This is a genomic window from Ruegeria sp. AN6 (genome assembly GCF_056540425.1).
The window spans coordinates 23,041-48,002 of sequence record NZ_JBQFWR010000022.1; the positions used below are offsets into that span (position 1 = coordinate 23,041).

The 24,962-nt window shown below is 53.1% G+C and carries 18 protein-coding genes and 1 pseudogene; 5 read left to right on the plus strand and 14 right to left on the minus strand.

The features are described 5' to 3' along the window. Positions 1-12: 12 nt before the first annotated feature. From ACR0MQ_RS21230 to ACR0MQ_RS21240, 3 genes are read left to right on the plus strand one after another with little or no spacing between them, the layout of a single operon-like run. Positions 13-780 (plus strand): DUF4198 domain-containing protein, encoded by a 768-nt coding sequence (locus ACR0MQ_RS21230; RefSeq protein ID WP_170776119.1) that lies wholly within the window; start codon positions 13-15, stop codon positions 778-780. Next, positions 777-1,112: a hypothetical protein gene (locus ACR0MQ_RS21235; RefSeq protein ID WP_170776117.1), complete on the plus strand. Its 336-nt coding sequence runs from the start codon at positions 777-779 to the stop codon at positions 1,110-1,112. Before ACR0MQ_RS21230 ends, ACR0MQ_RS21235 begins: the two co-directional genes overlap by 4 nt. A 2-nt stretch (positions 1,113-1,114) precedes the next feature. Next, the gene (locus tag ACR0MQ_RS21240) at positions 1,115-2,017 is read left to right on the plus strand and encodes a metal ABC transporter substrate-binding protein (RefSeq protein WP_480610644.1); all 903 of its coding nucleotides are present in this window, start codon (positions 1,115-1,117) and stop codon (positions 2,015-2,017) included. 48 nt (positions 2,018-2,065) lie between these two features. Here ACR0MQ_RS21240 and ACR0MQ_RS21245 read toward each other — a convergent pair whose 3' ends face one another. The 7 genes from ACR0MQ_RS21245 to ACR0MQ_RS21275 form a co-directional block, all read right to left on the minus strand. After that, entirely contained in the window at positions 2,066-5,929 is a 3,864-nt protein-coding gene (locus ACR0MQ_RS21245) for a non-ribosomal peptide synthetase (RefSeq protein ID WP_480610647.1), read from the minus strand. Beyond that, positions 5,892-10,004, minus strand: a complete 4,113-nt coding sequence (locus ACR0MQ_RS21250) for an amino acid adenylation domain-containing protein (RefSeq protein WP_480610650.1) — start codon at positions 10,002-10,004, stop codon at positions 5,892-5,894. Before ACR0MQ_RS21250 ends, ACR0MQ_RS21245 begins: the two co-directional genes overlap by 38 nt. Positions 10,005-10,014: 10 nt before the next feature. Further along, entirely contained in the window at positions 10,015-10,278 is a 264-nt protein-coding gene (locus ACR0MQ_RS21255) for an acyl carrier protein (RefSeq protein ID WP_480610653.1), read from the minus strand. Continuing rightward, positions 10,259-11,776 (minus strand): amino acid adenylation domain-containing protein, encoded by a 1,518-nt coding sequence (locus tag ACR0MQ_RS21260; protein WP_170776111.1) that lies wholly within the window; start codon positions 11,774-11,776, stop codon positions 10,259-10,261. Before ACR0MQ_RS21260 ends, ACR0MQ_RS21255 begins: the two co-directional genes overlap by 20 nt. Further along, complete coding sequence (locus ACR0MQ_RS21265) at positions 11,773-13,023, minus strand: HupE/UreJ family protein (protein WP_480610656.1); 1,251 nt, start codon at positions 13,021-13,023, stop codon at positions 11,773-11,775. The genes ACR0MQ_RS21260 and ACR0MQ_RS21265 overlap by 4 nt, the downstream gene beginning before the upstream one ends. Continuing rightward, on the minus strand, positions 13,013-14,191 hold the full coding sequence (locus ACR0MQ_RS21270) for an acyl-CoA dehydrogenase family protein (RefSeq protein ID WP_480610659.1): 1,179 nt from the start codon (positions 14,189-14,191) through the stop codon (positions 13,013-13,015). The genes ACR0MQ_RS21265 and ACR0MQ_RS21270 overlap by 11 nt, the downstream gene beginning before the upstream one ends. Before the next feature lie 130 nt (positions 14,192-14,321). Then, positions 14,322-15,650 carry a glycosyltransferase gene (locus ACR0MQ_RS21275; protein WP_170776109.1) on the minus strand — a complete coding sequence of 443 codons (1,329 nt, stop codon included), beginning with the start codon at positions 15,648-15,650 and terminating at the stop codon, positions 14,322-14,324. A gap of 210 nt (positions 15,651-15,860) precedes the next feature. Here ACR0MQ_RS21275 and ACR0MQ_RS21280 point away from each other — a divergent pair, with 210 nt between their 5' ends. Next, positions 15,861-16,568, plus strand: coding sequence for an IS6 family transposase (locus ACR0MQ_RS21280; RefSeq protein WP_480610662.1), 708 nt, complete (start codon positions 15,861-15,863; stop codon positions 16,566-16,568). Positions 16,569-16,726: 158 nt separating this feature from the next. Here the strand turns inward: ACR0MQ_RS21280 and ACR0MQ_RS21285 are convergent, their stop codons facing one another. The 7 genes from ACR0MQ_RS21285 to ACR0MQ_RS21315 form a co-directional block, all read right to left on the minus strand. After that, entirely contained in the window at positions 16,727-18,397 is a 1,671-nt protein-coding gene (locus tag ACR0MQ_RS21285) for an amidohydrolase (protein WP_170776107.1), read from the minus strand. A gap of 29 nt (positions 18,398-18,426) precedes the next feature. Further along, positions 18,427-19,647 (minus strand): serine hydrolase domain-containing protein, encoded by a 1,221-nt coding sequence (locus ACR0MQ_RS21290; protein WP_170776106.1) that lies wholly within the window; start codon positions 19,645-19,647, stop codon positions 18,427-18,429. 108 nt (positions 19,648-19,755) lie between these two features. Further along, positions 19,756-20,787 carry an extracellular solute-binding protein gene (locus ACR0MQ_RS21295; RefSeq protein ID WP_170776105.1) on the minus strand — a complete coding sequence of 344 codons (1,032 nt, stop codon included), beginning with the start codon at positions 20,785-20,787 and terminating at the stop codon, positions 19,756-19,758. 50 nt (positions 20,788-20,837) lie between these two features. Further along, a complete protein-coding gene (locus ACR0MQ_RS21300) occupies positions 20,838-21,668 on the minus strand; it encodes an ABC transporter permease (RefSeq protein WP_480610665.1) in 831 nt (276 codons plus the stop codon). Then, positions 21,661-22,617, minus strand: a complete 957-nt coding sequence (locus ACR0MQ_RS21305; RefSeq protein ID WP_480610668.1) for an ABC transporter permease — start codon at positions 22,615-22,617, stop codon at positions 21,661-21,663. The genes ACR0MQ_RS21300 and ACR0MQ_RS21305 overlap by 8 nt, the downstream gene beginning before the upstream one ends. Beyond that, positions 22,617-23,678: an ABC transporter ATP-binding protein gene (locus ACR0MQ_RS21310; RefSeq protein WP_170776103.1), complete on the minus strand. Its 1,062-nt coding sequence runs from the start codon at positions 23,676-23,678 to the stop codon at positions 22,617-22,619. Before ACR0MQ_RS21310 ends, ACR0MQ_RS21305 begins: the two co-directional genes overlap by 1 nt. A gap of 114 nt (positions 23,679-23,792) precedes the next feature. Beyond that, positions 23,793-24,569: a helix-turn-helix domain-containing protein gene (locus ACR0MQ_RS21315; RefSeq protein WP_170477973.1), complete on the minus strand. Its 777-nt coding sequence runs from the start codon at positions 24,567-24,569 to the stop codon at positions 23,793-23,795. Between the two features lie 176 nt (positions 24,570-24,745). Here ACR0MQ_RS21315 and ACR0MQ_RS21320 point away from each other — a divergent pair. Then, positions 24,746-24,962: pseudogene (locus ACR0MQ_RS21320) on the plus strand (IS6 family transposase); the annotation flags it as partial.

Here is a 24,962-nt window from a genome sequence, read left to right on the forward strand (position 1 = left end):
GAAGGGAGAACAATGAAGCAAATTCTTATGGCTGCCGTGTTGGTCGGTGTCGTGATCACACCGGCATCTGCGCATTACGGCATGATTGTCCCAAATGATCCAATGATCAGTCAGGAAGATGGGCGCACCGTTTCGTTGACGATGTCTTTCTCGCATCCATTCGAGATGGACGGCATGATGTTGGAAAAACCTGTGGCCTTTACGGTTACGCACGATGGTGAGGCAGCTGACCTACTTGGCGACCTGCAAGATGCCACAGTAATGGACAATCTGGGCTATAAGCTCGACTATCTCTTGGAACGCCCGGGAACCTATGTCTTCGCGATGGAGCCCAAACCGTATTGGGAGCCAGCCGAGGACGCCTTCATCATTCACTACACAAAAACTTACGTAACGGCTTACGGCGATGACGAAGGCTGGGATACCGAGCTTGGGCTTAAGACAGAGATTATTCCTTTGTCTAAACCGTTTGGACTTTGGGAGCGGAATGTCTTTCAGGGAATAGTGAAATTGGATGGTGAACCGGTGCCTTATGCCGAAGTTGAAGTGGAATTCTTCAACAATGCCGCCGGCGCAGCAGCGCCGGATGAACTGATGATCACCCAAACAATTAAGGCCGATGCTGACGGTGTGTTTACCTATGCAACACCATCCAACGGTTGGTGGGGATTTGCTGCGCTGAACACTGCTGATTACACGTTGCCCCAAGACGGCGTCGAAAAGGCCGTGGAACTGGGCGCTGTTATCTGGGTTCATTTTGAAAAGTGGACGGGCCAGTGAAACGGGCTTTTGGTGTGATTGCGCTGGTGGCTGGTATGCCTCTATCTGCCATCGCGCACCAACTTGTTGTGTTCGCATCAGTCGATTGCGAAACCATTACCGTTGAAGCCAAATTTTCGAACGGGAAGGTCGCACAAAAAGGCGATGTACGCATTTTTGATGGAGAAAACCTATTATTGATCACGCTGCCCCTTACTAGCGAGGGTACGGCACGCGTTTTTTTGAACAGCCTCAACCACTCCACAGGTTTGGTTGTTGAGGTCGATACAGGCGGCCACGACAATTATTGGATTATCACGCCAGAAGATATCTCACGAAGATGCGGGAGCTAGTGATGCAACTACTATTTAGACAATTCGCCTTTATCCTGCTTACTACGCTGATGGCTACCGCGATTGTGGCTCAAGAGCGGCCCAAGGTGGTCGCTGTGAATTACCCGCTTCAATACTTGGCACAGCGGCTTATGGGAGACTATGCAGATGTGGTATTTCCTGTGCCCGCAGATGTTGATCCGTCCTACTGGCGGCCTTCGATCAGTGATATCAGCATGATCCAGTCATCAGACCTGATCCTTCTGAACGGCGCAGGCTTTGCAACTTGGGCCGATCGAGTCACGTTACGCCGGTCCAGATTGGTAAACACATCTGCCGATATCGAAGATCAGTACATTGTCACCGAATCCGTTACCCACAGTCATGGTGAAGGAGGCGAGCACTCTCACGAAGCACTTGCCTCGTATCTTTGGCTTGACCCGTCCTTAGCACTTGCACAAGCTGAAGCGATCGCAAATGCCGTCATCCAGCGTGACCTCTTGCCCGCGTCAGAGGTCAAAGGCCGGCTCGAAGATTTGCGGGCAGAGCTCAGCAACTTAGACCAAAAAACCCGTTCCGCACTCCCTGACGCCTCGAATACAGGAATTATCGCAACCCACCCAAGGTACCAGTACCTTGGCCGCGCCTATGATCTTTCGATCGTATCGCTGGAGTGGGAGGCTGGCGCTGACCCAAGTGCTGCACAGCTTGTCGAGCTTCGCACACTCAAAGAGCAGACCAATGCGGACGTTATCATTTGGGAGGCTGAACCTCCGGCCTCCGCAATCGAAGCCGCGAACGCGATTGGATTAAAAAGCGTTGTTTTTCCCACGCTTGTTCAGCGGCCTAAAGATGAGTCGTTTGCAGATGCATATGAAAATGCGATTCTGATGCTGTCCAAAGCGATTCAAAATACCAGTAACTAACAAAAGCTTTGCGCGTTGAGTCACGGGAGATTGACCGAGAAGACCTCTCTACTTTGTTCTGGCCTGAGTGAGCGAGACAATACTGGCAAGAATTTTTTGGCGTGATTTTGACTCACGAATGACTTCACTGTGGGGCATCGACAAATGAAACAGCTGTTTGTTCCGAAGATGCGTGTCCAGAACGTCACCTGGGGTCAAAGACGGGTTGCCAGGTGTTAGAAACACGTGCGTGGTGACGTCAATCCGAGGGACACGAAACTCATTGATGGCCAGGTCGTAGACTAATGACACCGCGTCAATTTGGTCTTCACGGCTGTGTTTTGGGTCGGCCAAAGCATCTTTGAAATGAGGTAGTTGATGTTTTGCTCTTCTGCGATGTTTCAGAGTGCGAAATTGGTACCGCCACCTTTTATAAGTCTTGAAAAACAGAGGCTGGAGATCGGGATTCGACCCGAGCATTTTGTAGGGAGGGTCAAGAGCGATGAACCCGGCAACTCTGGCAGGGCCAAGTTGCCTGATGATTTCCATCGTTAACGCGCTTCCAGCGGAAAAACCACAGAAAACGATTGGGCGGTTTGGCAACTTATCGATGAAGGATGTGATCGCTTCTTTGGCCAATTCTTCCATCGATTGGTCAAAAGGAACCTTTCGACCTGGCAGGCGATGGCTCGGTACCAGGGCGACGGTGTGATCTGATGAGAGGCCTTGAACCACTTCACGATAAAAAGCCATGGGGCAGTGAATGAGAACAACAGGGGTTTCGGCTCCACCCTGATTCGAAAGCTGCACCGTTTTGATCTTCGGCTCTTCCAGTGTGTCTTTCTTCAACTCTTGAACACGCGCCGCAAGCTGCCGTACGGTTGGAAATGTGAATAAATCCGTCGGCTGGAATTCAATACCGCTCTCCTTCGCCTTGGCATAGATGGCGAGCGTCATGAGACTGTCGCCTCCCATATCAAAGAAATTCGCATCTCGATCGTCGCACGGCGTACCTATGACGTCAGAAAACAATTCAGAAATTTGTTTTTCTAGATCCCCGATCGGTTGGTTTAGCGTGTCGGAAGAGCGGTTGCCGCCAAGTTGCACGAGCAGTCTATTTGTATCAATCTTGCCATTTGGAAGGCGTGGAAATGTTTCTACAGCTTGAATGACCTTGGGTTGAAACGGAACTGGAAGAGAAGACGCCAGGTGGTCCTTCACCTTGGCAATCGAGAGGTTTTCGGGATCACATTCCAAAGCGAGGATGATCGCCGGGCCCCCTGGTTGATCCTGTACCAAAGCGGCAACCCGTGTCCGTCCGGTGACAGTGCGCGCCACGGCTTCGATCTCGGTCAATTCGATCCGATGTCCTCGAATTTTGACTTGCTTGTCCTTTCGACCAAGAAAGGTCAGGTTTCCGGACGCGTCAGAGATGCCAAGATCACCAGTGCGATATGCTCTTGGGCCTTCAGAACCGAGACGGAAGAAGCGCTCATTGGTTTGTTTTGCGTCGTTTAGGTAGCCTCGGGCGACGGTCGTTCCGGCAATCACGATTTCGCCAGCCGCACCAGGCTCAAGTTCACAATCGTCAATGTCAACGACACCGACCCAGCATCCTGGGATTGTGCGACCGATGGGGACCTTGCCAGACCCCTTGTATTCGGCGGTATCAAAAGACGTACACCAAACCGTACTTTCGGTGGGACCATATTCGTTGACCAAGCGACATTGAGGAAGTTGGGCAGAACACAGTTCGATCAAGTCAGGTGTCAGTGGTTCACCTGCGGCGATCAGCATATTCAAACTTAGTAAGTCGCGGCCGGGAACGACCGTCAATAAACCTTGTGCAAGGCTTGGCAAACACAGCGTATGGGTGATCTCGTGGCGCGTTATCAATGCGCCCAGTTTGGCTGGCTCTTGTTCGATGCGGGTTGGCGCAATCACAAGGTGCCCACCTGTCGTAAGTGTCCAATATATACCTGCAACCGAACTGTCGAAAGCCAACGACGATAAAAGTAGGTATGCTTTGGGCGGATTGCCATGCACGTCATCGCGGGCCGCCGTTGAATGCGCTAGCCCCTCATGCGTGATCTCGACGCCCTTGGGTATGTTCTGAGACCCCGATGTGAACATGACATAAGCGATTTCCCCGACCTCAACCTCTTTGGTGGTGATCGACGGGTTGTCTGCCTCCAAAAGGATCAAGTGTCCTGACGATTTCGGTAAGCGATCACTGAATTCAGCGGTGGTAACGACAAACTTGGGTTGAGCCGCGTCAAACACCTGAGCAATGCGTTTGGACGGGTAATTCAAGTCCAATGGAATATAGGCCGCACCGGACATCATAACGCCCAAAAACGCCGCGATGGCGTCTGCTCCTCTGGCCGTTGCCACAGGGATGATGTCGTTTTTTGACACTCCTTGTGCTTTGAGTGCACCCGCGATTGTCCGAGCTATGTCAGACAGTTCGGCATAGCTCAGAGATCGGTTGCCATCTGATACAGCGTGCGCATCTGGCGTTTTGTGAGCTTGATGCAGAAACCTCTGGACAACATCTTTTTGGCTGTAGGCAGTTTGAGGATCGATTTGAGGCCTCGCGGGGCGACGAATGCTTCTAATTGTTCCTTCGGGATTTTCAACCATTGAAGCCAGAATACCCCGATAGGAAGCAACATAGTCCTCTACCGTCTTCTGAGACATTCGCGCCGGATCATAGTAGACTTGCGCGTTGAATTGACCGTGCGGCGTCACCAATAGGGCCAAAGGGTAGTTGCTGTACTGAATGGTTGTAAGACCGGTGAGATGGATTTCCCCAAACTCCATACTCTCTATGGAGACACCCTCATTGACAAAGAGGCAATCGAATAAGGGTGTGCCAGCCGGTAGTGGTGCACATGCTTGGACCTCTGCGAGTGACGCAAACTCGTTTTTTCGATGTTCGATCTGATCCCGAGCGTGATTTTGCAAAAACGCCTCAATACTCAGCGAGGGATCTATCTTCACGCGCGTAGGCAGCGTGTTTACGAAGGAGCCAACCGCATTGGCAATCGACGGGATTTCAGGTGGGCGTCCAGCCATCGTTGTTCCAAAAACAACATCGTCACGCTGTAGGATTCGTCGAAGGGTCAAGGCCCAAGCAGACGACAGAACGGTGTTTGTCGTTACCTTCAGACCTTTTGCCAGATCTTCGACTTGTTCCAGCAGGTCGGTGCCCAGAGTCTGAGAATATGAATGCTGTTCTTCGAGGCCATCCGTGTCCCTTCCTGCTGGCAAGAGGCCCGGTTCATCCAATTCAGCTAAGTACTCTGTCCAAAAGTCTTGGTTCGTGAGGTGTTTCTGTTTTCGCAACCAAACTAGGTAGGATTTGAAGCTGGGCGGCTTCTCCGCTGTGCGTGTTTCATTTTGATAGTGGTCAAATACCTCACTAAACATCGGTTTAGTGGACCAACCGTCGCTTACCAGGTGATGGATCGTCCAAACCAAACGCCAAGAATTCTCAGCAGTTCTAATCAAAGTCGCTGCCATTAATGGCGGAGCAGTCAGGTTGAATTCCCTGACCTGTTCCGAGTCAACCAGTTCTGACAAACGTGTTTTGATATCTGAAGCGTCGCGCCAATCCAATTCTGTCCAAGGTAAGGAAACGGCGTCTTGAATGACCTGGACAGGCTGTTTGACCCCTTCCCACACAAAGCCAGCCCGCAGGGCGTCGCGTGTATCAATGACCGATTGCATCGCGCGCCTTAGGCGATTTGGCTCCACAGGGCCATTTAACGCGCAGGAGATCACGGCAACATATTGTCCCTTCAGCCGACTGCCACCGGAAACTTGAAACAGCATTCCCTTCTGTGCCGCTGTCAATGGCAGAATGTCCGCTATTCCTTTGGGATGCTCCATCTCAACCCAAAGCCCGCGTGATGTTTGCCAATTCGTCATCGTCTAAGTCGATCAGCGCAGGCTCCTCTTCGTCTTGCAGAACCTCGGTCGCTAAACCATCCGCAAAAGCCGCTAAAGTCTTGAGTGTCCGATACTCGAACAACGCTGTCGCCGGCAGTGCGATGCCTTTTTCATTCGCCTTCATGGCAATCTCAATGGCCGCCAGACTATCCACGCCGAGGTCGAAGAAATCGTTGTTTGTACCAATTTTGCTTGTTTTTAAAGCGTCGCACATAATTTTAGACAGGCTGACCTCCATGGGAGTTTCAGGTGTCAAAAATTTCTGCGCGAAACCTCGCTTTGATATCGCAGTCGGTAATTTGCCATGATCGACCTTTCCATTCGCCGTAAGGGGAATGTCTTTCAGGACAACGATTTGGTCCGGCATCATTTCGCGCTGCAGCTTCGTCTGTAGCAAATTCCAGATGCCCTGCTCTGTGGCCGAGTCGCTCGCGACATAAGCGACCAGGCGCGGTTCGCGTTCGATCGGCTCGTCGAACCCGATCTGATCCAATATTTCTGTGACTTGCTGTTGGTCAATATCGTCCTCAAGTTCCGCAATCGCCTGCTCACGCGTTTTGTGTCCCATGCGCACATCCCAGGAATAGGGCAGCGCATAGTTATGATACCCTTCACGCGATTTGTGCAGATGAATACCAACATCGTTGATGAGGCAATTCGTTGATCTTCCCGTATCGCTCGGTCGTACCCAAGCTGTTTGCGTCTCCAAAAATGAATACACATCAGAGACGGGCACATCGATGTAGCGATAAATGTCCAGGACTTCGGTTTGTTTCAGAAACTGCCCGTCTTTGAGATCGTCTGTCTCAAGCAATCTCGACAGTTCATCATCTTCAGCGTGGTAGATTTTTCTGGCCGTGTTTACCATCTGTTCGAGTTGTGCGCATGTAGGGCGCGCGTTCTTGAACAGGTCAGGCGTCAGCCGAGTTTCGAAGAATTGCCCACGGGACAGTCCGGTGACGACCAATGGCGCGCCTTCTGAAAGTGCTGTTCTGAAAGCCAAAGTATAAAGGGCCTTGAAGCAACCCTGACATACGTTGGAGTAATGTTTGAGACTGTCTACAAAGATCTGGTTCATCTTGTCGGTGCTTAGGTACCGATGATCCCACCCCAAATCTGCTGTGACGCGTTGAATATTGGCTTTTGCCTGATCCGCGATAAAGCCGTTGTCGAGTGTCACCGCAAGAACGCGAGATGTATAATCGGCAAGCCGGAAGGCCGCATACGTGCTGTCTTTGCCGCCGCTAAGCAGCATTACGGCGTCGTAGTTTCCCTTGGCTTTCTCAGAGGCCGCTGAAATGAGTTGGGCAAGCTCAGGTTCGCTTCGAAAATACGCGTTCGCACGGTTTTTGTAGTCTTCGAACTCGGCGCACACGCCACACAAATCGTCCTCAGCAAAGGATGATCCCGGAACGTTTTCTTCAAGGCCGCATTTGCGGCAGAGTTTTGCCGCCTTGATCACGGAATTTCTTGATTCAAAGCCGATATAGACCGCACCCACATCGGGATGCTGGCGTATGGCATGTTCAATTTCGGCTACTTCCAGCCGGACTCCACCGCGTTTGATCTGTTGGTCGGCGCGTCCCAAATACTCAAGCCTGCCATCCTGATAGATGCGGCCAAGATCGCCGGTTCGATATATCCAACCTTGTTTACCAAAAGGATCTTGGACGAACTTCTCATCCGAAATCGCATGAGAACTTATGTAGCCCTGGGCCAAACGCCCGCTAAGGACGATCTCTCCGACGATGCCGAAGGGGCAGATGTTCAGGGCATCGTTGCGGACACTGATTGCAATGCCAGCGGCAGGTTGTCCGATCTGCACAGATGCATCCGTGTCGGTTTTGCGATCAAATTCATGCAGCATTGCGCCTATGACAGCTTCAGTTGGTCCGTATTCGTTACAAATCCTAATCGCAGGAGACAGGACATCTTGCGCTTTTCGGCATAGCTGCGACGTTAGGTTCTCTCCGCCCAAGACCAGCGTTTCAATTGTCTGGACGGGTTGGCCCGCTTTGCAGACCAGGGACAGGTGGGACGGAGTGAGCTTTACTGTGGTCACCCGGTCGTCCGCAAACACGTCCAAAACGGCTAGGTCAGGGTCTGATGTTTCTGGATAAATCCTGATCGATCCGCCCGTAATCATCGGAACAAAAAGGGATGTAAGGGTTAGATCAAAGGAGATCGAAGAAAAGAACGGGTAGTGGGCGGGGCCTCCATCGCCAAACGCACTGGCCGCCCAATGTGCATAGCGCGAAAGGTTCCTATGATCGACCGCAACACCCTTCGGTGTTCCAGTCGAACCAGAAGTAAACAGCACATATGCAGTTTGTGATGCCTCGGCCTTAGATTGTATGAACGTAGCTTCACCAATGCTTTCGGACACAGAAAGGCTCTTGCACGAGAATGCGCGGTGATCTTCGGAAGTTACAAAAATTGCTGACGCATCACATCCCGATATGATCTGTTCTGCCCGCGCGAACGGGACATTTGCGGCAATTGGAACAAAACTACACCCGGATTTCAGTATCCCGAGAACAGCCAATACAAAATCGATCGATCTTGGCATGTGAACTGCGATCCGTGATCCGGTCGAGATTCCGAGCCTATGAATTTGAGAAGCAATCTGATTGCTGCGTTCGTCCACTTCCACATAGCTGATAGATGTGTCCGCCGTGGAAATTGCCGTCCTATCAGCGGATATTGCAACGTGACGCGAAAACGCGTCCAGAACTGTCGGGGGGATGTCCTGATCTTCGGCGGCGCCAAACACAATCGATCGGTCTTCTGGGTTGGATGCGATATCAATCGCATTTATTTTTTCGTTTGGCGCTCGCACAAGTGTCTTCAAAAAACAGGCGAGATGCACGGCAACATTGTCACCAGTTACAACGTCGAGAATCTCGTTGTGAACGTCCAAGAATAGGTTGGGCTCACCATTTCCTGCAAAATCTGTGACGTGTAAACGCATGGCATGGGCTGCGTCGTGCGCACCGCTGTGGAGCCATTGAACCGAGGCTGGTTGACCGGCAAAACTCTCGAATTTAGCACGAATGAAATTCAGAACCGCGCTGATATCGCTTGTGTTTTTAGTTGCTACAGCACCCGGGCGCGCTTCTCGCAGGAACGACCCTAGGCCTGTTTTGACCTTGCCGTGGAGTGCCTCCAGAGAGTCTTTGGGATCGATCTCAACCGGAAATGGAAGAGTTTCGACAAACAGACCAAGAGTTTTACGATCAGTGTCTGACAAACGATTATGCGATGGCAATCCAATCGTTATCAGCTCATCGCCTGTAACCCTATGTAGGAATGCGAAGTAAGCGGTGAGATGCAGGGCCAAACGCGACAGCTCTGGTGTAAACAAGCGGAATTCAGGTTTTCCGATGCAGTGCTCGATATCCGTAAGTGTGTCCTGATCGATTGGAAGAGATAGTCTTGTAGAAAATGACTCCCGCGTTGGGCTACTGCCGTAAGGTGGCGAGGAGGCAGTGCGCGATGCAGTCTGAGTCACCGATGGCTCAAGCTTCGTAAACGCGGCGCTTTCGAAGTAATCTGGGGAAGGAGGAATTTCGCCAGTCAGGTTCTGTGACAGTGCTGAGTAATGCTGTGACACCAGGTCAAACAGGACCGCGCCGGATTGAGCGTCACATATGATATGGTGCTGACAAACGCCCCAAACCCAGTGGTCCTCAGCCAGCTTGACCAATTGGTTGCGCATGGAGCATTGCTCGAGGTCAAAGGGTTTTTGAACCCAGTCCGCCATCTGTGCTACGAGGCGTTCCTTTGGGTTTTCTTTCGAACTGTAGTCCAGAACACTCAGTGCATCATCAATTGCCTCGCCAATTGATTGGACGGGTTCGCCGCCACTGTCGCGGTACACTGTCCTGAGGACTGGGTTATCCCTAATTGTTGCCAGAAGCGCGGCCCGAAACACCTCTGGTCGGACCGCAAAGTGTAAATCAATCCGCCAAGCCATGTTGTAGATTGGAAGGTCAGAATGAAGTTTGTGCCCCCTCCAAAAGCGTTTTTGACTTTCTGACAAATCGAACGTCATGACCGTCCACCTATCCCGAGTTTTTACTTTGTGTTTCGGCATATTGGATGATCGTTTCGATCGTCGCGAAATTCTCGATCGTCACATCCTGAAACGGCACCTGAATTTCATACGTCTCTTCAAGAAAGGCGACCAGCGACATAACACCCAATGAGTCAATCATGCCGCTCAGCAGAAGATCCTGTTGGTCGGTGACTTCACGCCCGCCAAGTAAAGTGGACTGAATGTAAGTGCGAGTTGCGCCGTTTGGCGTATTAGGCTGCGTATTTTGCATTGGCGCGCTCTGTCAGGTTGGTACGATCAATTTTTCCGGTTGAAGTGCGGGGCAATACGTTCAACCAGTCAATTGACTGAGGGACAGCATACTGTGGCAAAACAGATCGAATGTCGGCCTGAACGTCCTGCAAGTTTTGTTCTTTCTCGCCGGTTACAAACGCATGGATCATTTGATTAACGACAACGACTGCAGCCTCGTTCACCTTCGAACTGTTCATCAAAGCTAGCTCGATCTCATCCAGCTCAACCCGGAAACCCCGAATTTTGACCTGCCTGTCTTTCCTGCCTACCAGAACAAACCGACCTTTCTGGTCGCGGGTTACAATGTCTCCTGTACGGTAGAACCGTCTGGCAGTGCCGTTGCGATCCGGCAAATCAACAAAAGCTGCGTTTGTTTTCTTGGTGTCTTGCCAATACTCCCGCATGACCTGATCGGACGAAATCAAAAGCTCTCCTTCATCGGTCTCAAGTTGCGCTTCGCCGATCCGAGCGGTTACGCCTGCGTCTGCGAAACCAATTGGCAAAGCGCTGATGCCGTCCAGCTCTGAGTGAGAAAACTCGGCAGTTATGCAATGGTTCGTTTCTGTCGGGCCGTATGCGTTAAGGAAAGTCGCGTTCGGCGTGTGCTTTGCGAATTCCTTGAGCGTCGCAGGAGGCATCATTTCGCCCGCGAACATTACGACCCGTAAGGCCGAAAGGTCCTTTTCTCCTAGCTTCCCGCGCTCCACCATTTGGGTCAGAGCGAAGGGGACAGAGTACCAAACTGTTATCCCGCTTTGCTCGGTCAATTGCGCAAGACTTGCCGGAAACTTCGCATGCATTTCTGGAATGACAACCGTGCAACCTCCAGCCAGGGCAGTGCTGAAAATGTCAAAAATCGACATATCAAAATGCAGTGGCGTGTGATTGCTGACGCGATCTGTCGCCTGCAAATTGCAGAGTTCTTTTGCCATTTGCGCATACGCCAAACCGCTTCTGTGCGTGTGAACTATCCCTTTGGGCGCGCCAGTTGATCCCGATGTCATCAATATGTAGGCGGGGTCGTTTGTTCGGCGCCTTGCACTTTGCGCAATTGTTGTCCCGCTTGGTGCTAGCTCTGATAGTTCTTGGTCCAGGCCCAATACTTGGAATGCGGCGAACTGATCCCCAAAGCCTGACATTCTTTCGCTGTCGGTGATTACAACCCTTGGAGCGACTGTGTGGGTCTGTGCAAGCGCTCGCTCTGATGGTGCCGCTGGATCAATAGGCACGTAAACCGCGCCGACGCGAAGGATAGCATAGATTGCGGCAACGGCGTTCAACGACTTCGGCGCACAAATTACGACACGATCGCCGTTCTCTACTCCTGCCGCCGTTAGATGATCGGCGATTTGGTTGGCTTTGGCGTTTAGTCCCGAGTAGCTGAGTTTGTCTCCCAAATATTCGACTGCGTCACTCTGCGGAGTCGTTTCGCCGAAGTGCTTCAGCATGTCGTCAAGGAAGGCTGGTTTGGTCATCCAAATGTACCCCCAGCGCTTGCCGTACCAGGACTTGAGAAGGACCCGAACGAGTGTCCAAAGAACCAAAGTAGGGCAAGTACGATTGCCAAAACAGATCCACCCTTTAGCCCAACCAAGCGATAGGCCGTCAGTTTTCGAAGTTCGAAAAAGACTGGGAAAAGCAATAGGATAAGCGCTAACTGTCCAATTTCGATGCCAAAATTGAAAGATCCCAACCCAAGAGCGATGCGCGCGGGCTCAAGGCCAAGCTGGTCAAGGGCATTGGCGAACCCAAATCCGTGCACGATGCCAAACAAAGCCACCAGTTTCCACGAAGCGGCCTCAATGCGCGCGGTTAGATTGCCCGCAGCAACAACAGCAATCGATAAGAAGATGCCGGCGATAACCAGCATGTTGGGAAGGGTGACGCCAGTCAGTGTCGCTATCCACAAAGTTGCCGTGTGTGCGATTGTAAAGGCAGTAACAATTTTGGCGGTTTCTCTAACACCATCGCCCAGACTCTCGGCGGGAAGCCATTGTCCGCTATCCGACCGCATGACTGCGCCTAGTAGCAATGGGACGAGAAACAGGACATGGCCCCAACCCAGCAGCATTTGCCAAACACCAAACTTAAAGAATGTACGCGCAATGTCCTTCGTAGGTTCATCGTTTAGGTAAAGCTCTTTCTCGCCGTCTCCAGCAGAAAAGATCAGCGAAACATAAGCTTCATTCTCGTCCATTGCGTTACGCGTGTTGCTGCCGATCAGGGCAAAACCGCGATGCGTTGGATCGACGTCTTCGAACATTCCCCGGTACGATAGAACTATCGTTACAGGTGTCGTTTCGACGCCCAAGACGTCAAAGTAAAACTGCGCATAGGTTCGGCCTTTCGTTCCAAAGAACGAAATACTGTTGAACTCGAGTTCGAGTGGTTGGCCGTCGTGCGAGACTTTGAGACGATCTTGAAAGTAGTCGATAAACTCTTCCTTTTGATCAACAATCTGCGTCTTTGTCAGCTTGCTTTCCACTGACTTCGACTTCTGCTTGATGCGGGTGAGATCGTGTAACGTAATCTCAACTCGGCCGCTTAACGTGCGCTCAGTAACATCGAAATAGATGTAGCTTTCGTTGAAGCGGTGCGCATGAGCAACCGAGCTCCAAGCTAAAAGCAAAAAAAGCCCAAGCTTCGCAAGATAACCCCGCCAAATCAATGGCAACAAGAAAACTGAGGTCGGGTTTGGGCGGCCCATCGGACTAGACTTCATTGCTTTCTCCGCCCGTTTTGAAAGGTTGGCGGCGTTGGGCAAGCTCCAATTTTGCGATGATCTGGCGCTGGATATCCGAAGTTCCTGAGTACGTAATTCCTCCAGCTGCATCACTCAAATCTGCGCCTGCTCTTGAGCCTTTCAGATACCCAGAGCCACCGAAGGTCCGCATTGCATCGAGGCTAGAGGCAAGAAAAGCCTCGGAAATATGAAGGTTGGTCATCGCGGCAAATTGGGTCAGCGGCTCACCGCGATCATACAGTTCCGCGGCGCGTTCCAACATGAGCTTGCAAGTCTCTAAACGCACCCTCATCTCGGCCAAACGGTTCGAGATCGACTGATACTCGGAAATTGGTTGACCGAAGACTTGTCTCTCAGCTGCGAAATCGACGCACTCTGCCAATTGACGCGACATGGCGCCCACCTGAGAAGCCAAAATGAAACTTCGTTCCCAATCCAGAACTGTTTGAATGATCGACGCTCCGGCGCCTTCGGGACCAATCCGGCGAGAAGTGGGAACCCAACAGTCCTCAAAAGACAGATGCCCCATCGGAGTCGAATTGAGCCCCAATTTGTCGGTACTGTGCCCCCTAACAAAGCCGCGATCGTTGGCGTGAACGAGAAAGACAGATAACCCCCAACGTCCTTTTCCCGGCGCAGTGGAGGCAAACACGATAGCGATGTCGCAAATCGGGCCCATGCCAACAAAACACTTTTTGCCGCTTAGTAGGTAACCGCTGTCTGCTTGTTCTGCCCTGGTCTCAAGTGACAGAGCGTCGGATCCCGCATTTTCTTCGGTCAAAGCGAACGCGCCAATCGTTTTACCAGCCATCATCGAAGGAAGGTACGTGTCCTTCTGCTCTTCCGAACCAAATTCTGAAATCAGCTGTTGGATAGTCCAGATATGTGAGTTAACACCCAGCGCCAAACCATTGTCCCGGCACCCTTTGCCGAATGACATCATAATCTTTAAGAGTTCCGAGGCTGACTTGGAAGTGTCAACGTCCGAATTAGGCTGAAGCAGTCGAAATAAGTCGAAGGCAGCGATTTTCTTCCAAACCAGACGCAGGTTCTGGTCGTCAATGTCTGGAAGGGAACTGGCAAATTTCTGGAAATTGCAATCGCCGTCCGTCAATGTTGCTAGTCTTTTTCGTGCCACGAGCTTCATTCATACGCTATGAGTACCCGTATTACGGCGTTTGGCGCGGATCGGATCACAAAATTCGGCAAGGTATCTGTATTTTTTGTTGGCTTTCTGCGGTTTACGATACCTTCTACTAAAGTATGTATCAGGGATTTCACGTCTCTTTAATAAACAGCGCGCTCAAATATGAACCTAGGTCGAAGCTATCTCTCTCGACCCGGCAAGCCTGCTGTGTTTTTTCGCAGTTTTTGGCAATGTTTGGGTTATCCAACAGAGCAACAATGTCGGCCTCAATTTGCTTGGTTGAGTCTTTCGTTCGCCTTGCACGGCCTAATCCATGAAATACAACCCGGGCGGCACTGCCTTTTTGATCGTTAACATGGGGGAAGACCAACATCGGAGTTCCCGCTTCAACTGCCTCAACCAAACTGCTGGTACCGCCATGGAAGATAAACAGGTCAGAATGTTCCAATACCTCTTGCTGAGGCACCCATTCTAGGATTTCCACATTCCGTGGTACATTCTGGCGCGCCATAGCATTCCAGTGCTTTCCGGCCGCACACAAAAAGCGCCACTCCTGATGACGACTAGCGATATCCCATAATTTTGGAACTAAGCGCGCATCCGGGGACATCATGGAGCCGAAACCAACATAAATCCGTTTTTGCACACCTGACGCGTCGCAGAACTCAGCAATGCGGTGCTCGTCAAAGTCGCGAGTGACGCGCTCTGCCATGATCGTCGGACCAAGATATGTCATGTCTTCGTAAGTCTTTGTCGGCAGGTCCAGAGCGCGCGGCAAGAACAGTGCGGTGGGAATTCTATATGACCAAGGCATCTGCCAGCACGCGAACCGGCGCAAAGACCTGATGGGCACATTCAGCCTATGCGCAAGTTCAATCAGTGCCGCTGGATGATCTGCGCCTTGGTCGCGTCGCTGATTCCGCCGGATTTTTGACGCCTTTCCGAAAAGGTGCTGCGCCCAAAGAAACGCGACGCCGATTTTGCTACCCAGAATGCCCTGCCCGGGAAAGGAACGTTTGTGCAGTGGCGGTGCTTGAATACTCGGGGGCGATAAGTACATGCTGCTGTATTGAATGACCGGCTTGCCGACTGACAATGCGACGATGATATGGGCGTGCATCTCGCAATCGATGAAGATCAGGTCTGGATTGATGACATTCAACTCGTCTTTTAAAGTATCCACTCCTAGCGCCGAAATCGCAGCATTTAGCCGCTTATTCTTTTCTGCCGAACTGACGTGCTTTTGTTTGGTTGCCGGCAGGAGAGGTGACCGCGTATCAATTTTTGGGTTTGGGATTGTGTGATGTTCGAGCCCTGCAAATGACAGTAGACCTGCTGCTTTGGTGGGGGCGAAGACTCGGATTTCATAGCCTATGCTTTGCGCTTTCTTGGCAAATTCAATCGCACTGCAGAGTGGGCTGTAAATACCACTCGCGATGATTGCGATGCTTGGGGACATGGGCGTTCTTTGTCCTTGTTCTACAAAAAGTTTTAGCGAGCGCGTACCAATTCTCTGCCCTTCAGTGTGCACAGCCGTTACCGCTATTGTGCGTAGCAGTTTGAGTTTCGCCAGCTAAAACTGTTTTGGACAAGATCAATAAGCCAAGTTAGTTCCTTGTTAGACCGACTTTGCTTGAGCGGGGGTAGGGGTGTTGCGTAGCTTTTGCCCATGACCAAACCTGCCTCTTTCACGTACTTCAAAACCAGTCCCGAGATCATCCGCCTTGCAGTGATGCTGTACATCCGTTTCCCTCTTTCACTTCGGAATGTCGAAGATCTGCTGCACGAACGCGGGATCGACGTGAGCCACGAAACTATCCGATATTGGTGGAACAGGTTCGGCCCAATGTTTGCTTGTGAGATTAGACGCAAACGGGTCCGGCAACTTCGTGCATTCTCGAAATGGAAGTGTCACGTCGACGAGGCTTTCGTGAAGGTAAATGGCAAGCGACATTATCTGTGGCGGGCTGTTGATCACGAAGGCGAGGTGCTGGAAGCCGTTGTCACCAAACGCCGAAACAAAGCTGCAGCACTGAAATTCCTCAGGAAATTAATGAAGCGGCACGGCAAAGCTGAAGAAGTAGTCACAGATCGCTTCGCATCCTACAAGGCTGCGCTCAGAGAAATGGGTGCGTTGGAAAAGCAAATGACGGGCAGATGGCTCAACAACCGCGTTGAGAATTCTCATCTGCCGTTCCGACGAAGAGAACGCGCCATGCAGCGTTTCAGGCGTATGCGAAGTTTGCAGAAATTCGCCTCCGTCCATTCCTCTGTCTGTAACCACTTCAACCAGGAAAGATCGCTCGCCAGCCGAGACACCTTCAAGCTGACACGATCCGCCGCTCTTGCCGAGTGGCGCGAACTTGGCGCGGGATAAAGGACAGCCTCACTGGCCTAACAGAGACGAGTTAGAATTCGTCTGACAGCACCCATTCGCTGCGCTCGAGGCCAAGGTCTGCTTTGCTGCGCAATGCCAACAATCGTCGCGGCCTAAAAGAAGTTATCTAAGCACTGATATAATCGATGCTTAGCATTTCAAGCTGTATGCGAAACGGCGCCTCCACAAACGGTCACAGCAATGCGCGCATTTGCTAATTGGTTTTCCTCAATCGAAAACAGGTCCTGTTCGAGAATGGCAATGTCGGCCAGATATCCCGACTTCAGACGACCCTTTTGATCCTCGTTGAACTCCAGCCACGCATTGTCATGCGAATAAGCGGAAAGCGTGGCCATAAGGCTTTGACGGTTGTCCTGCCAGGGCGATGGCAGCTCATTGCAGCTTACCGCTCCGGCAATCGTCATCATTGTGTCGACGGGAACGACTGGCCAATCCGTCGAGAAACAAATCTTGGCGCCACTCTCGCGTATTTTGTTCCACGCGAACGCAAAAGGGATTTGCTCGGTTGTCAGAATGTCTCCGGCCGAATAGGGAGAAAACAATCCTCCTGCGGGTGAATGCAATGGTTGAAGAGAGGCAACGACGTCGAGGGCTGCCAGACGGGGCAGATCCAAAGGGTCTATCACCTCGATATGCTCGATCCGGTGTCTGGAATCCCGTGCGCCGTTGGCATTGCGCGCTGCCTCGTAACCGTCCAGCGTGCGCCGAACGGCACCGTCGCCAATTGCGTGCGTGCTGAGTTGCAACCCCATTGCATCAGCGCGAATGCAGGCTTCGTTAAAGTGTTCGGCACTGAATACGGCATCGCCGAGGCTTTCCGGCTTGCCCGGATACGGCGCGAGCATCAGTGCTGTGTAGCTGTCCAGCACGCCATCCATAAACATCTTTACGCGCCCTGACCAAACCATATCCGACGCAAAGCGACGGCGCATTTCATCGGCCTCTTCCAACCGATCCAGAGGGTCGGTGTTCTTGAGGTGCATGGGCACCTGAACACGGATCGGAAGGCTCCCCTCGGCCTCAAGTTCACTCAGCAGCTCAAGTTGATAGAAGTTGCCGTCCATATTGTGCAACCCCGTGATCCCGTGGGATGCGCAGTGCTTCAGGCCACGCAGTATGACTTCCTTGTCAAAGGCGCGTTCCTCTGGTGTTGCGGGTGGCAAGGGGTCCGCTCCTGTAACATACCCCAGAAGATCGCGCCCTCCCAATTGCGACAGGCGCAGGACAGAGCCAAAAGCACCGGTTTCGTTCAGTTGACCTTGTGCGGTACCATCCCCAGCCATCACGATTTCCGAACCGGGGGGAACGCCGCCGCCGTGAAGAATGCCCGCCTTTTCCAAGGCAATTGTGTTTGCCCAGACGGTGTGGTGGTCGGCCGACATTAACGCAACCGGGCGCTCGGACAGGATGCGATCCAGATCTTGCCGTGTCGTTGTGACGCCGGGGCCAAGAATTTCGTAGTTGGCGGCGACCCCCATAAGCAAAGGTTCGTCGGGGTGCTCGGCCGCAAAGGCTCGCAATGCGTTTGTCAGAGCATCCGCGCCTGTCGTTTCGCGCAGGTCCAACATGCCCAACTCGGCCGCTCCACCGAAAAGGTGGACATGGCTATCAATAAAGCCAGGCATGACGGTGCCGCCCGCAGCGTCGATGATTTTGGTTCCATTCCCAGCCAGAGTACGGATGTCGTCGGTGTTTCCAACAGCCACAATTATGCCGCCCTGAATTGCCAGGGCCGAAGCCTTCGGCGTGGCGTCGTCAAAGGTCAGGAGAGAACCGTTGAGGATGATCAGATCAGGTGTTGGCGACATGCGGCCTCTTGTGTCTGTGATGGTTTGAACTACTCAAGCGCGCGAATGATTGCCTCGCAGGCACGCACGGCATCGTGGCTAAAGGACTGGATCAGATAGTCGGGCCAGCTGGAAAGCTTGACGATAACCACGTCCGCGGTCAGGTCAATGAAGATCAGTTGACCAAAAACTCCGCGCGCCATGAACACACCGCGCCTCGGGTCATGAACCCACCAGAACCTTCGGTATGCCCCTTGAGGGGACAGCACGTCATACGGGTCACCGTGCTTTGAAGGGTCCGCTCCCGAACAAATCCCCGAAACCCAGCTTTCCGGCACTACTTGTCGGTCACCGACCTTGCCACCATCTGCCATCATGCGGCCAAAGCGGGCATAGTCCCGAAGAGTTGCGTTGAACCCGCCGTCAGCGAGTGCTGTCTTGGCGTCGTCTACGGTGAAAAAGCCCGAATGCACGCAGCCAATCTCTTGCCAGATCCGGTTGGACAAGAGCGAAGCAAGGTCTTCGCCGCTCACACGTTCCAAGGCCCAGGCGATGACGTCCGTCTCAATCGAGCGGTAAGAGAAAGCCTGCCCATGGGGTCTTTCCCGGGGCAAAGTTAGAATAACATCCCGAATGGTAGGTTTGATTTCTCCCTTGCGAACCGGGCGCCAGCCCGACGCCACATCAACGCGTGTCATGTCACTATCCGGAAAGCCATAATCCTCGGTAAAGCGCACCCCGGATTGCATATCGAGCGCCTGATCCACAGTGCATCCGGCATAGCCGGTCCCAGCAAGTTCCGGTACGATATTGTCAAGCGGCTCCGAGAGGTCCAGCTTGCCTTCACCGTGAAGCACACCGGCCAGAGAGCCGATCAGGGATTTGGAGACAGATTGCCCCAAATGTGCGGTGTCCGGAGTAAAGTCGTTGGCATATATCTCGGTTAAAAGCCGGTTGCCTTTCAGCACTAGGAAGCCATCCGTGTAGCTCTCAGTCAGCCAGTTCTCGACCGATAGTTGGCGGTCGTCAAAGGTCTGAAACTCCGTATCCAGCAGGTCACGGGGCGCCTGTATCAGTTCCCGGGCATTCGAGCCCGGACGAACATCGACCGTCGGAAACAGACTACGCATGTTCTGGAAGGTCCAGCGGTTGAACGGGGCGAGATCCCAGTTCTCGAGAGACGGGCGTTTCTCAGGCGGGGGCGGGAAACCCTGCATGATGCCGATCTCACGCGCTGTTTTGGGCCTCGTGCCGGATTTGCTGTTTTGCATTTTCCATGCTCCCGCAAGGCGACCCAAACAGGGGCCGCAGTCAGGTTAATAAAACTTTGGAAAGGGTCGGCCCGACCAGAGATGGGCCGACACAGTTGACTTTTAAGTTTATTGCTTAAGGCGGGTCCAAACCTTGTTGTACAGGTCCACAACGTCTTGGTCGCAAGGCTTCACAAAGTCGGGTACCGGTGCCCCTGCAGGCATCACGATTTCAGGCGCGTCGAGCATCTCGGCATCCATGAATGCCTCGGAACCTTTGATCCCGTTGGCATAACGCGCAAAGTTCGAGGTCATTGCAGCGTTTTCCGGGTCCATCATGAAGTTCACGAAGAGCTTTGCGTTGTCCATGTTGGGCGCGTCGGCAAGAACCGCGACGTTATCCATCCATCCGGTGAACCCCTCCTTTGGATAGGCGTACTGCAATGTCGGGCGATCCGCCCGGGCGCGCATGGCCGCGCCGTTCCAGCTTTGCGACAGGTCCACATCTTTCGACGTCAGCTTTTCGATCACCGCATAATCCATGGTGCGCCAGTCACCCTTGGCAGTTTCGAGCAGTGCCATCAGCTCTTTCATCTGATCGGGATTGGAGTTGCAGCGCGGATAGCCTAGGTAGCGTAGGCCGGCGTTGATCACATCATTCATGTCATTCAGCATGTTGATACGGCCCTTAAGCTCTTCGGGCGTATCGAAGATCAGGCCAAGCGTGTCTATGTCACCGCTGTAGACCGCGCTGTCGACCGTAAAGCTGGTCGTACCCCACTGATATGGGACCGAATACTTGCGACCCGGATCCCAGTACACATCGACCCAGTTCGGGTCCATGTTCTTGAAGTTGTCCATTTCGGAAGCGTTGATCTCGGCCAGTAAGCCTTCGCCTACCATGATCGCGATCATGTAGTCGCCAGGAACAACAACATCATAGCCAGTGTTGCCCTCTTTGACCTTGGCCAGCATGGTTTCATTGCTGTCATAGCTGTCCAGCGTTACCTCAATATCGTATTGGGCTTCGAATTTCTCGATCATCTCGGGGTTGGTGTAGTTCCCCCAGTTGTAGATGTTCAGTTTGCCTTCGGCATGCGCTCCTGCCGCGCTGAGCGCCAGGGCCGAGATGGCTGCGGCTTTGAGAAGAGTGTATTTCATTTGGTCCTCCGTTGAGATTGTTGGCGTCCCGCAGCAGCGCGGGCTTCTTGTTATTTTCGTTTGCGTTGCAGAAAGAAGGTCAGGGCGACCATGGCTATGGTCACTCCGATCAGGATGGTCGAAACGGCGTTGACCTCTGGCGTTACGCCGCGACGGATTTGGCCCAGAATATAGATGGGCAAGGTGGTTTCACCCGGTCCGGCCACCAGAAGCGTGATGATGACGTCGTCAAGAGAGACTACAAAGGCCAGCATCGCCCCCGCCATAACACCGGGCATCAAAAGAGGCAGCGTCACATAGCGGAATGTCTGCCAGGGCGTCGCGTACAAATCGGCGGCGGCAGCTTCGTAAGTCACTGACAAATCTGACAAACGTGCGCGGATCGGCATGTAAGCAAAGGGCACGCAGAAAACTGTGTGGGCGAGGATCAGCCAGCCGATCCCGGTAACACCCGTGAGCTGGCGCAGGATCGAAAAGAAGGCCAGCGTTGCAATCGCCGTAACGATCTCGGGGATCATCAGGGGCTGGTTTATGAGTGCAATAGCCGCAGAGCGGCCGCGATAAACATCGCCGCGCGTTGTCGCCAGTGCAGCCATTGTGGCAATGATGGTGGAAAACACGGTCGCGGTGAGAGCGACCTGTACCGAGATCATTGCCGACCGTCGGATGTCATCGTTTTCCAAGGCCGCCGCGTACCAGCGCAAGCTGAACTCGGTCCAGCGCACAACAGAGCGGCTATCGTTGAACGAGAACACGACCAGGACGGCAATCGGTGCGTAGAGGAACAACAGAACCAGCCAGGACATGCCGGTGAACAGGGGTTGCCGGCGTAGTTCGCGCGCGTCTGTCGACGGCCGGAAGAGTGACGACAGTTTAGCCATGTCCACTCTCCTTCGAAGCACCTGCCCGCAAGCTGACAAGAAGCGCGATTAACACGACTGCCATCAGGATCAGTGCAGCAGCGGCGCCAAAGGGCCAGTTGCGGCCCGAGCCGAACTGCAGGGCAATCAGGTTGCCGATCATCAGTTTCTTGCCACCGCCGAGTAATTCCGGCGTGATGTAGGCCCCAAGCGCCGGGATCAGCACTAGAACGCAGCCCGCGACAATGCCCGGACGGGTAATCGGTATAATGATGTGGCGGAACACCTGCGTGCGTGTGGCATAGAGATCATGCCCTGCCTCAAGCAGCGAAAAGTCGAACTTCTCCAGCGAGGCATAGATCGGGAGGATCATGAAAGGCAGGTAGCTGTAGACCAGCCCGGCCAGTACCGCGCCATCGGTGTACAACATCTCGATCGGCTCGCTGATCAGGCCGAGGTTCTTCAGCGTCAGGTTCACAAAACCCTCGTCCCGTACGATCAGAAGCATCGAGTACGTACGGATCAACAGGTTCGTCCAAAACGGCAGAGTGATGGCGAACAGCCAGAAATTGCGTTGTTCCTGCGGACGGGCCGCAATGAAGTAAGCAACAGGAAACCCAAGGATCAGAGTTCCAATCATAGTGGTGATGGCAAGACCAAAGGAACGCCCGAAGATCTGAAGATAGGCGCTGTTAAAGGTCAGCGTGTCATCAAAAATATCCCGCTCGAACAGGAACTGCACATAGGCGTCGTAAGAGAACGTCCATTCAACGCCGCCATAGGTCCCGGGTTCAAGGAACGAGTAAACCAGAGCGATAGAGAGAGGGAACAGCCCAAAGATACCGATAATCCCGAGCGCCGGGGCCAGCAGGAAAAGCCGCGTTCTGCGTCTTTGACGCGCGCGCTCGGCCTGCGCCGCAAGCAATCTCGACGTGGCGTCCGGCTGCGGGATATGTGCAACGCCGGCCATTAGTCTTCCAGCACATGCAGCATGGAGGTGTCACATTCGAGCCCGACGCGCGATCCGACGGGGCGCGGAGTGGAAACCTGGACGTGAACACTGACACCATCTTCCAACCGCACAAGCATTTGCGACCCGGCCCCGAAATAGGTGCTGTCCACGACCTCGCCACGCAATAGCGCTGTTTCGGCACACTCCTCGACCACACGGATCGTTTCGGGGCGCAGAGCGACATGTACCGGGCCCGGTTCGAGCAAGGTGCTAGCAGTGTGAATCGTGAGTGGTTTGCCTTCGCCAAACCGGATTTTTGCCACGTCTCCGTCAAAGCCAAGCAACGTAGCGTTTACGATGTTGGTGTCCCCGATAAAATCCGCGACGAACCTGCTTTTCGGGGCTGTGTAAATCTCTTCCGGTGTGCCGACCTGACGTACCGAACCTGCCGACATCACAGCGATCCGGTCCGACATCGCCAGTGCTTCCCCTTGGTCATGCGTGACAAAAACAAACGTAATGCCTGTCTCATGCTGCAGTCGCTTCAACTCGCTCTGCATTCCTTTGCGAAGTTTCAGGTCCAGAGCAGAAAGGGGTTCGTCCAGCAGCAGAACCTTTGGGCGCGGCGCCAGAGCGCGCGCCAAAGCCACGCGTTGCTGCTGCCCGCCTGACAATTGATCAACCCGGCGCGTTGCAAACTCGCCCAGCTGCACCAGGTCCAGCATCTCGGTGATGGCGCTGTCGATCTCGGCTTTCGGCCTTTTCAGCATCTCAAGGCCAAACCCGACATTGCGGGCCACACTCATGTGCGGAAACAGGGCGTAGTTCTGAAACACCGTGTTCACGGGCCGATTGTTGGGTGCCAGATGGCCAATCGACTCACTGTCCAACGCTATTTCGCCTTCGCTTGGAAGCTCGAACCCGGCGATCAGCCGCAGTAGTGTCGTCTTGCCACAACCTGACGGGCCCAAAAGCGTGAAAAAGCTTCCTTCGGGAATGGTCAGCGACACGTCCCCCAGAGCCGTCACGGCCGCCTGACCTTCGCCAAAGCGTTTTGTCACATTCTTTACGTCGATCATGGTCTGATCCGGACACCTGCACTTGTTGATTTGTAGAATCAGCTTAGAGCCGGGAGACTTACCCTGTGAATACCCCCAAAGGGCGGTGTGATTTGTACCCCCAAAGGGGTACGACTAATCGTTTGCCGAATGCAGAAACATTGAAAACAGGGCAGACTGGGAAGATATGCGCAGCTTTCTATAGATGTTCTTGCGATGCACTTTGATCGTCGCCGGGGAAACATCCAGCAAAAGCGCAATGGACCGCGTCGAGTGCCCGCGCAAAAGGAACTGCACGACCTCGATCTCCCGCTGTGTCAAACCTTTGCAAACCTTGTCGATGACCCCTTCGAAATCGACCTCGCTTTCGTCGATTCGGCCTGACGAGGGGTTGCGATGGAAGTGCTGCTCGCAAAGCGCCGATATGATCGGGTGCAGGTCTGTCAACCGTTCGACATCCCGCCGCGTGAACCGGGTTTTTCCCTCGGAAGGACCGAGAGAAAGAAACAAGGTGCCGTTTGCTATTGCTACGAACACCCCGATCTCGTCCGTCAGAAACAAGGATTTGTAGTAGATCCGAAAGTAGTCGGAATTGGCAAACCTGTCCGGTGTAACGTCTCTTAGTACCATCACTGGTTCGTGGCGTTCACCAATGAAACAAACAACAAACGGGTCCAGCAGCCAGGCGCGATCAAGCCATCGGTCGACAACAACCGAGCGACGTTCCGAACGCACATTGTCATAGACATGTTCAGGCGCTTTTCCCGGGTTCAAAAGGCTGACAAACGCGCCCTTGAACGAAGCTGCCTCGCGCATGAGGTTCAACAATTCCGGCATAAAATTAGATGTGCCTACAGCCCTGATCGCCCCGGCGACTTCTTCCGCGTAAGTTGGCTTTTCGGACTTTCCCAAGTATCCCACCTGGCTAAAGGGCGTTTCCTGCTCAATGTGGCTAGCCCGATTTAACTTGGCAACCTTTTCGCGCAGCTATCAGCCGGGAGAGGCGTTTTTTCGCATAGACTTGCTGAATCGGTCTTGTCAGGAGAACTTTGCTTGAGTGGGGCAGGGGGCTTTCGTAGCTTTTACCCATGACCAATCCTGCCTCTTTCAAGTATTTCAAAACCAGTCCCGAGATCATCCGCCTTGCAGTGATGCTGTACATCCGTTTCCCTCTTTCACTTCGGAATGTCGAAGATCTGCTGCACGAACGCGGGATCGACGTGAGCCACGAAACTGTCCGGTATCGGTGGAATAGGTTTGGCCCGATGTTTGCTGCTGAGATCAGACGTAAGCGTGTTCAGCAGC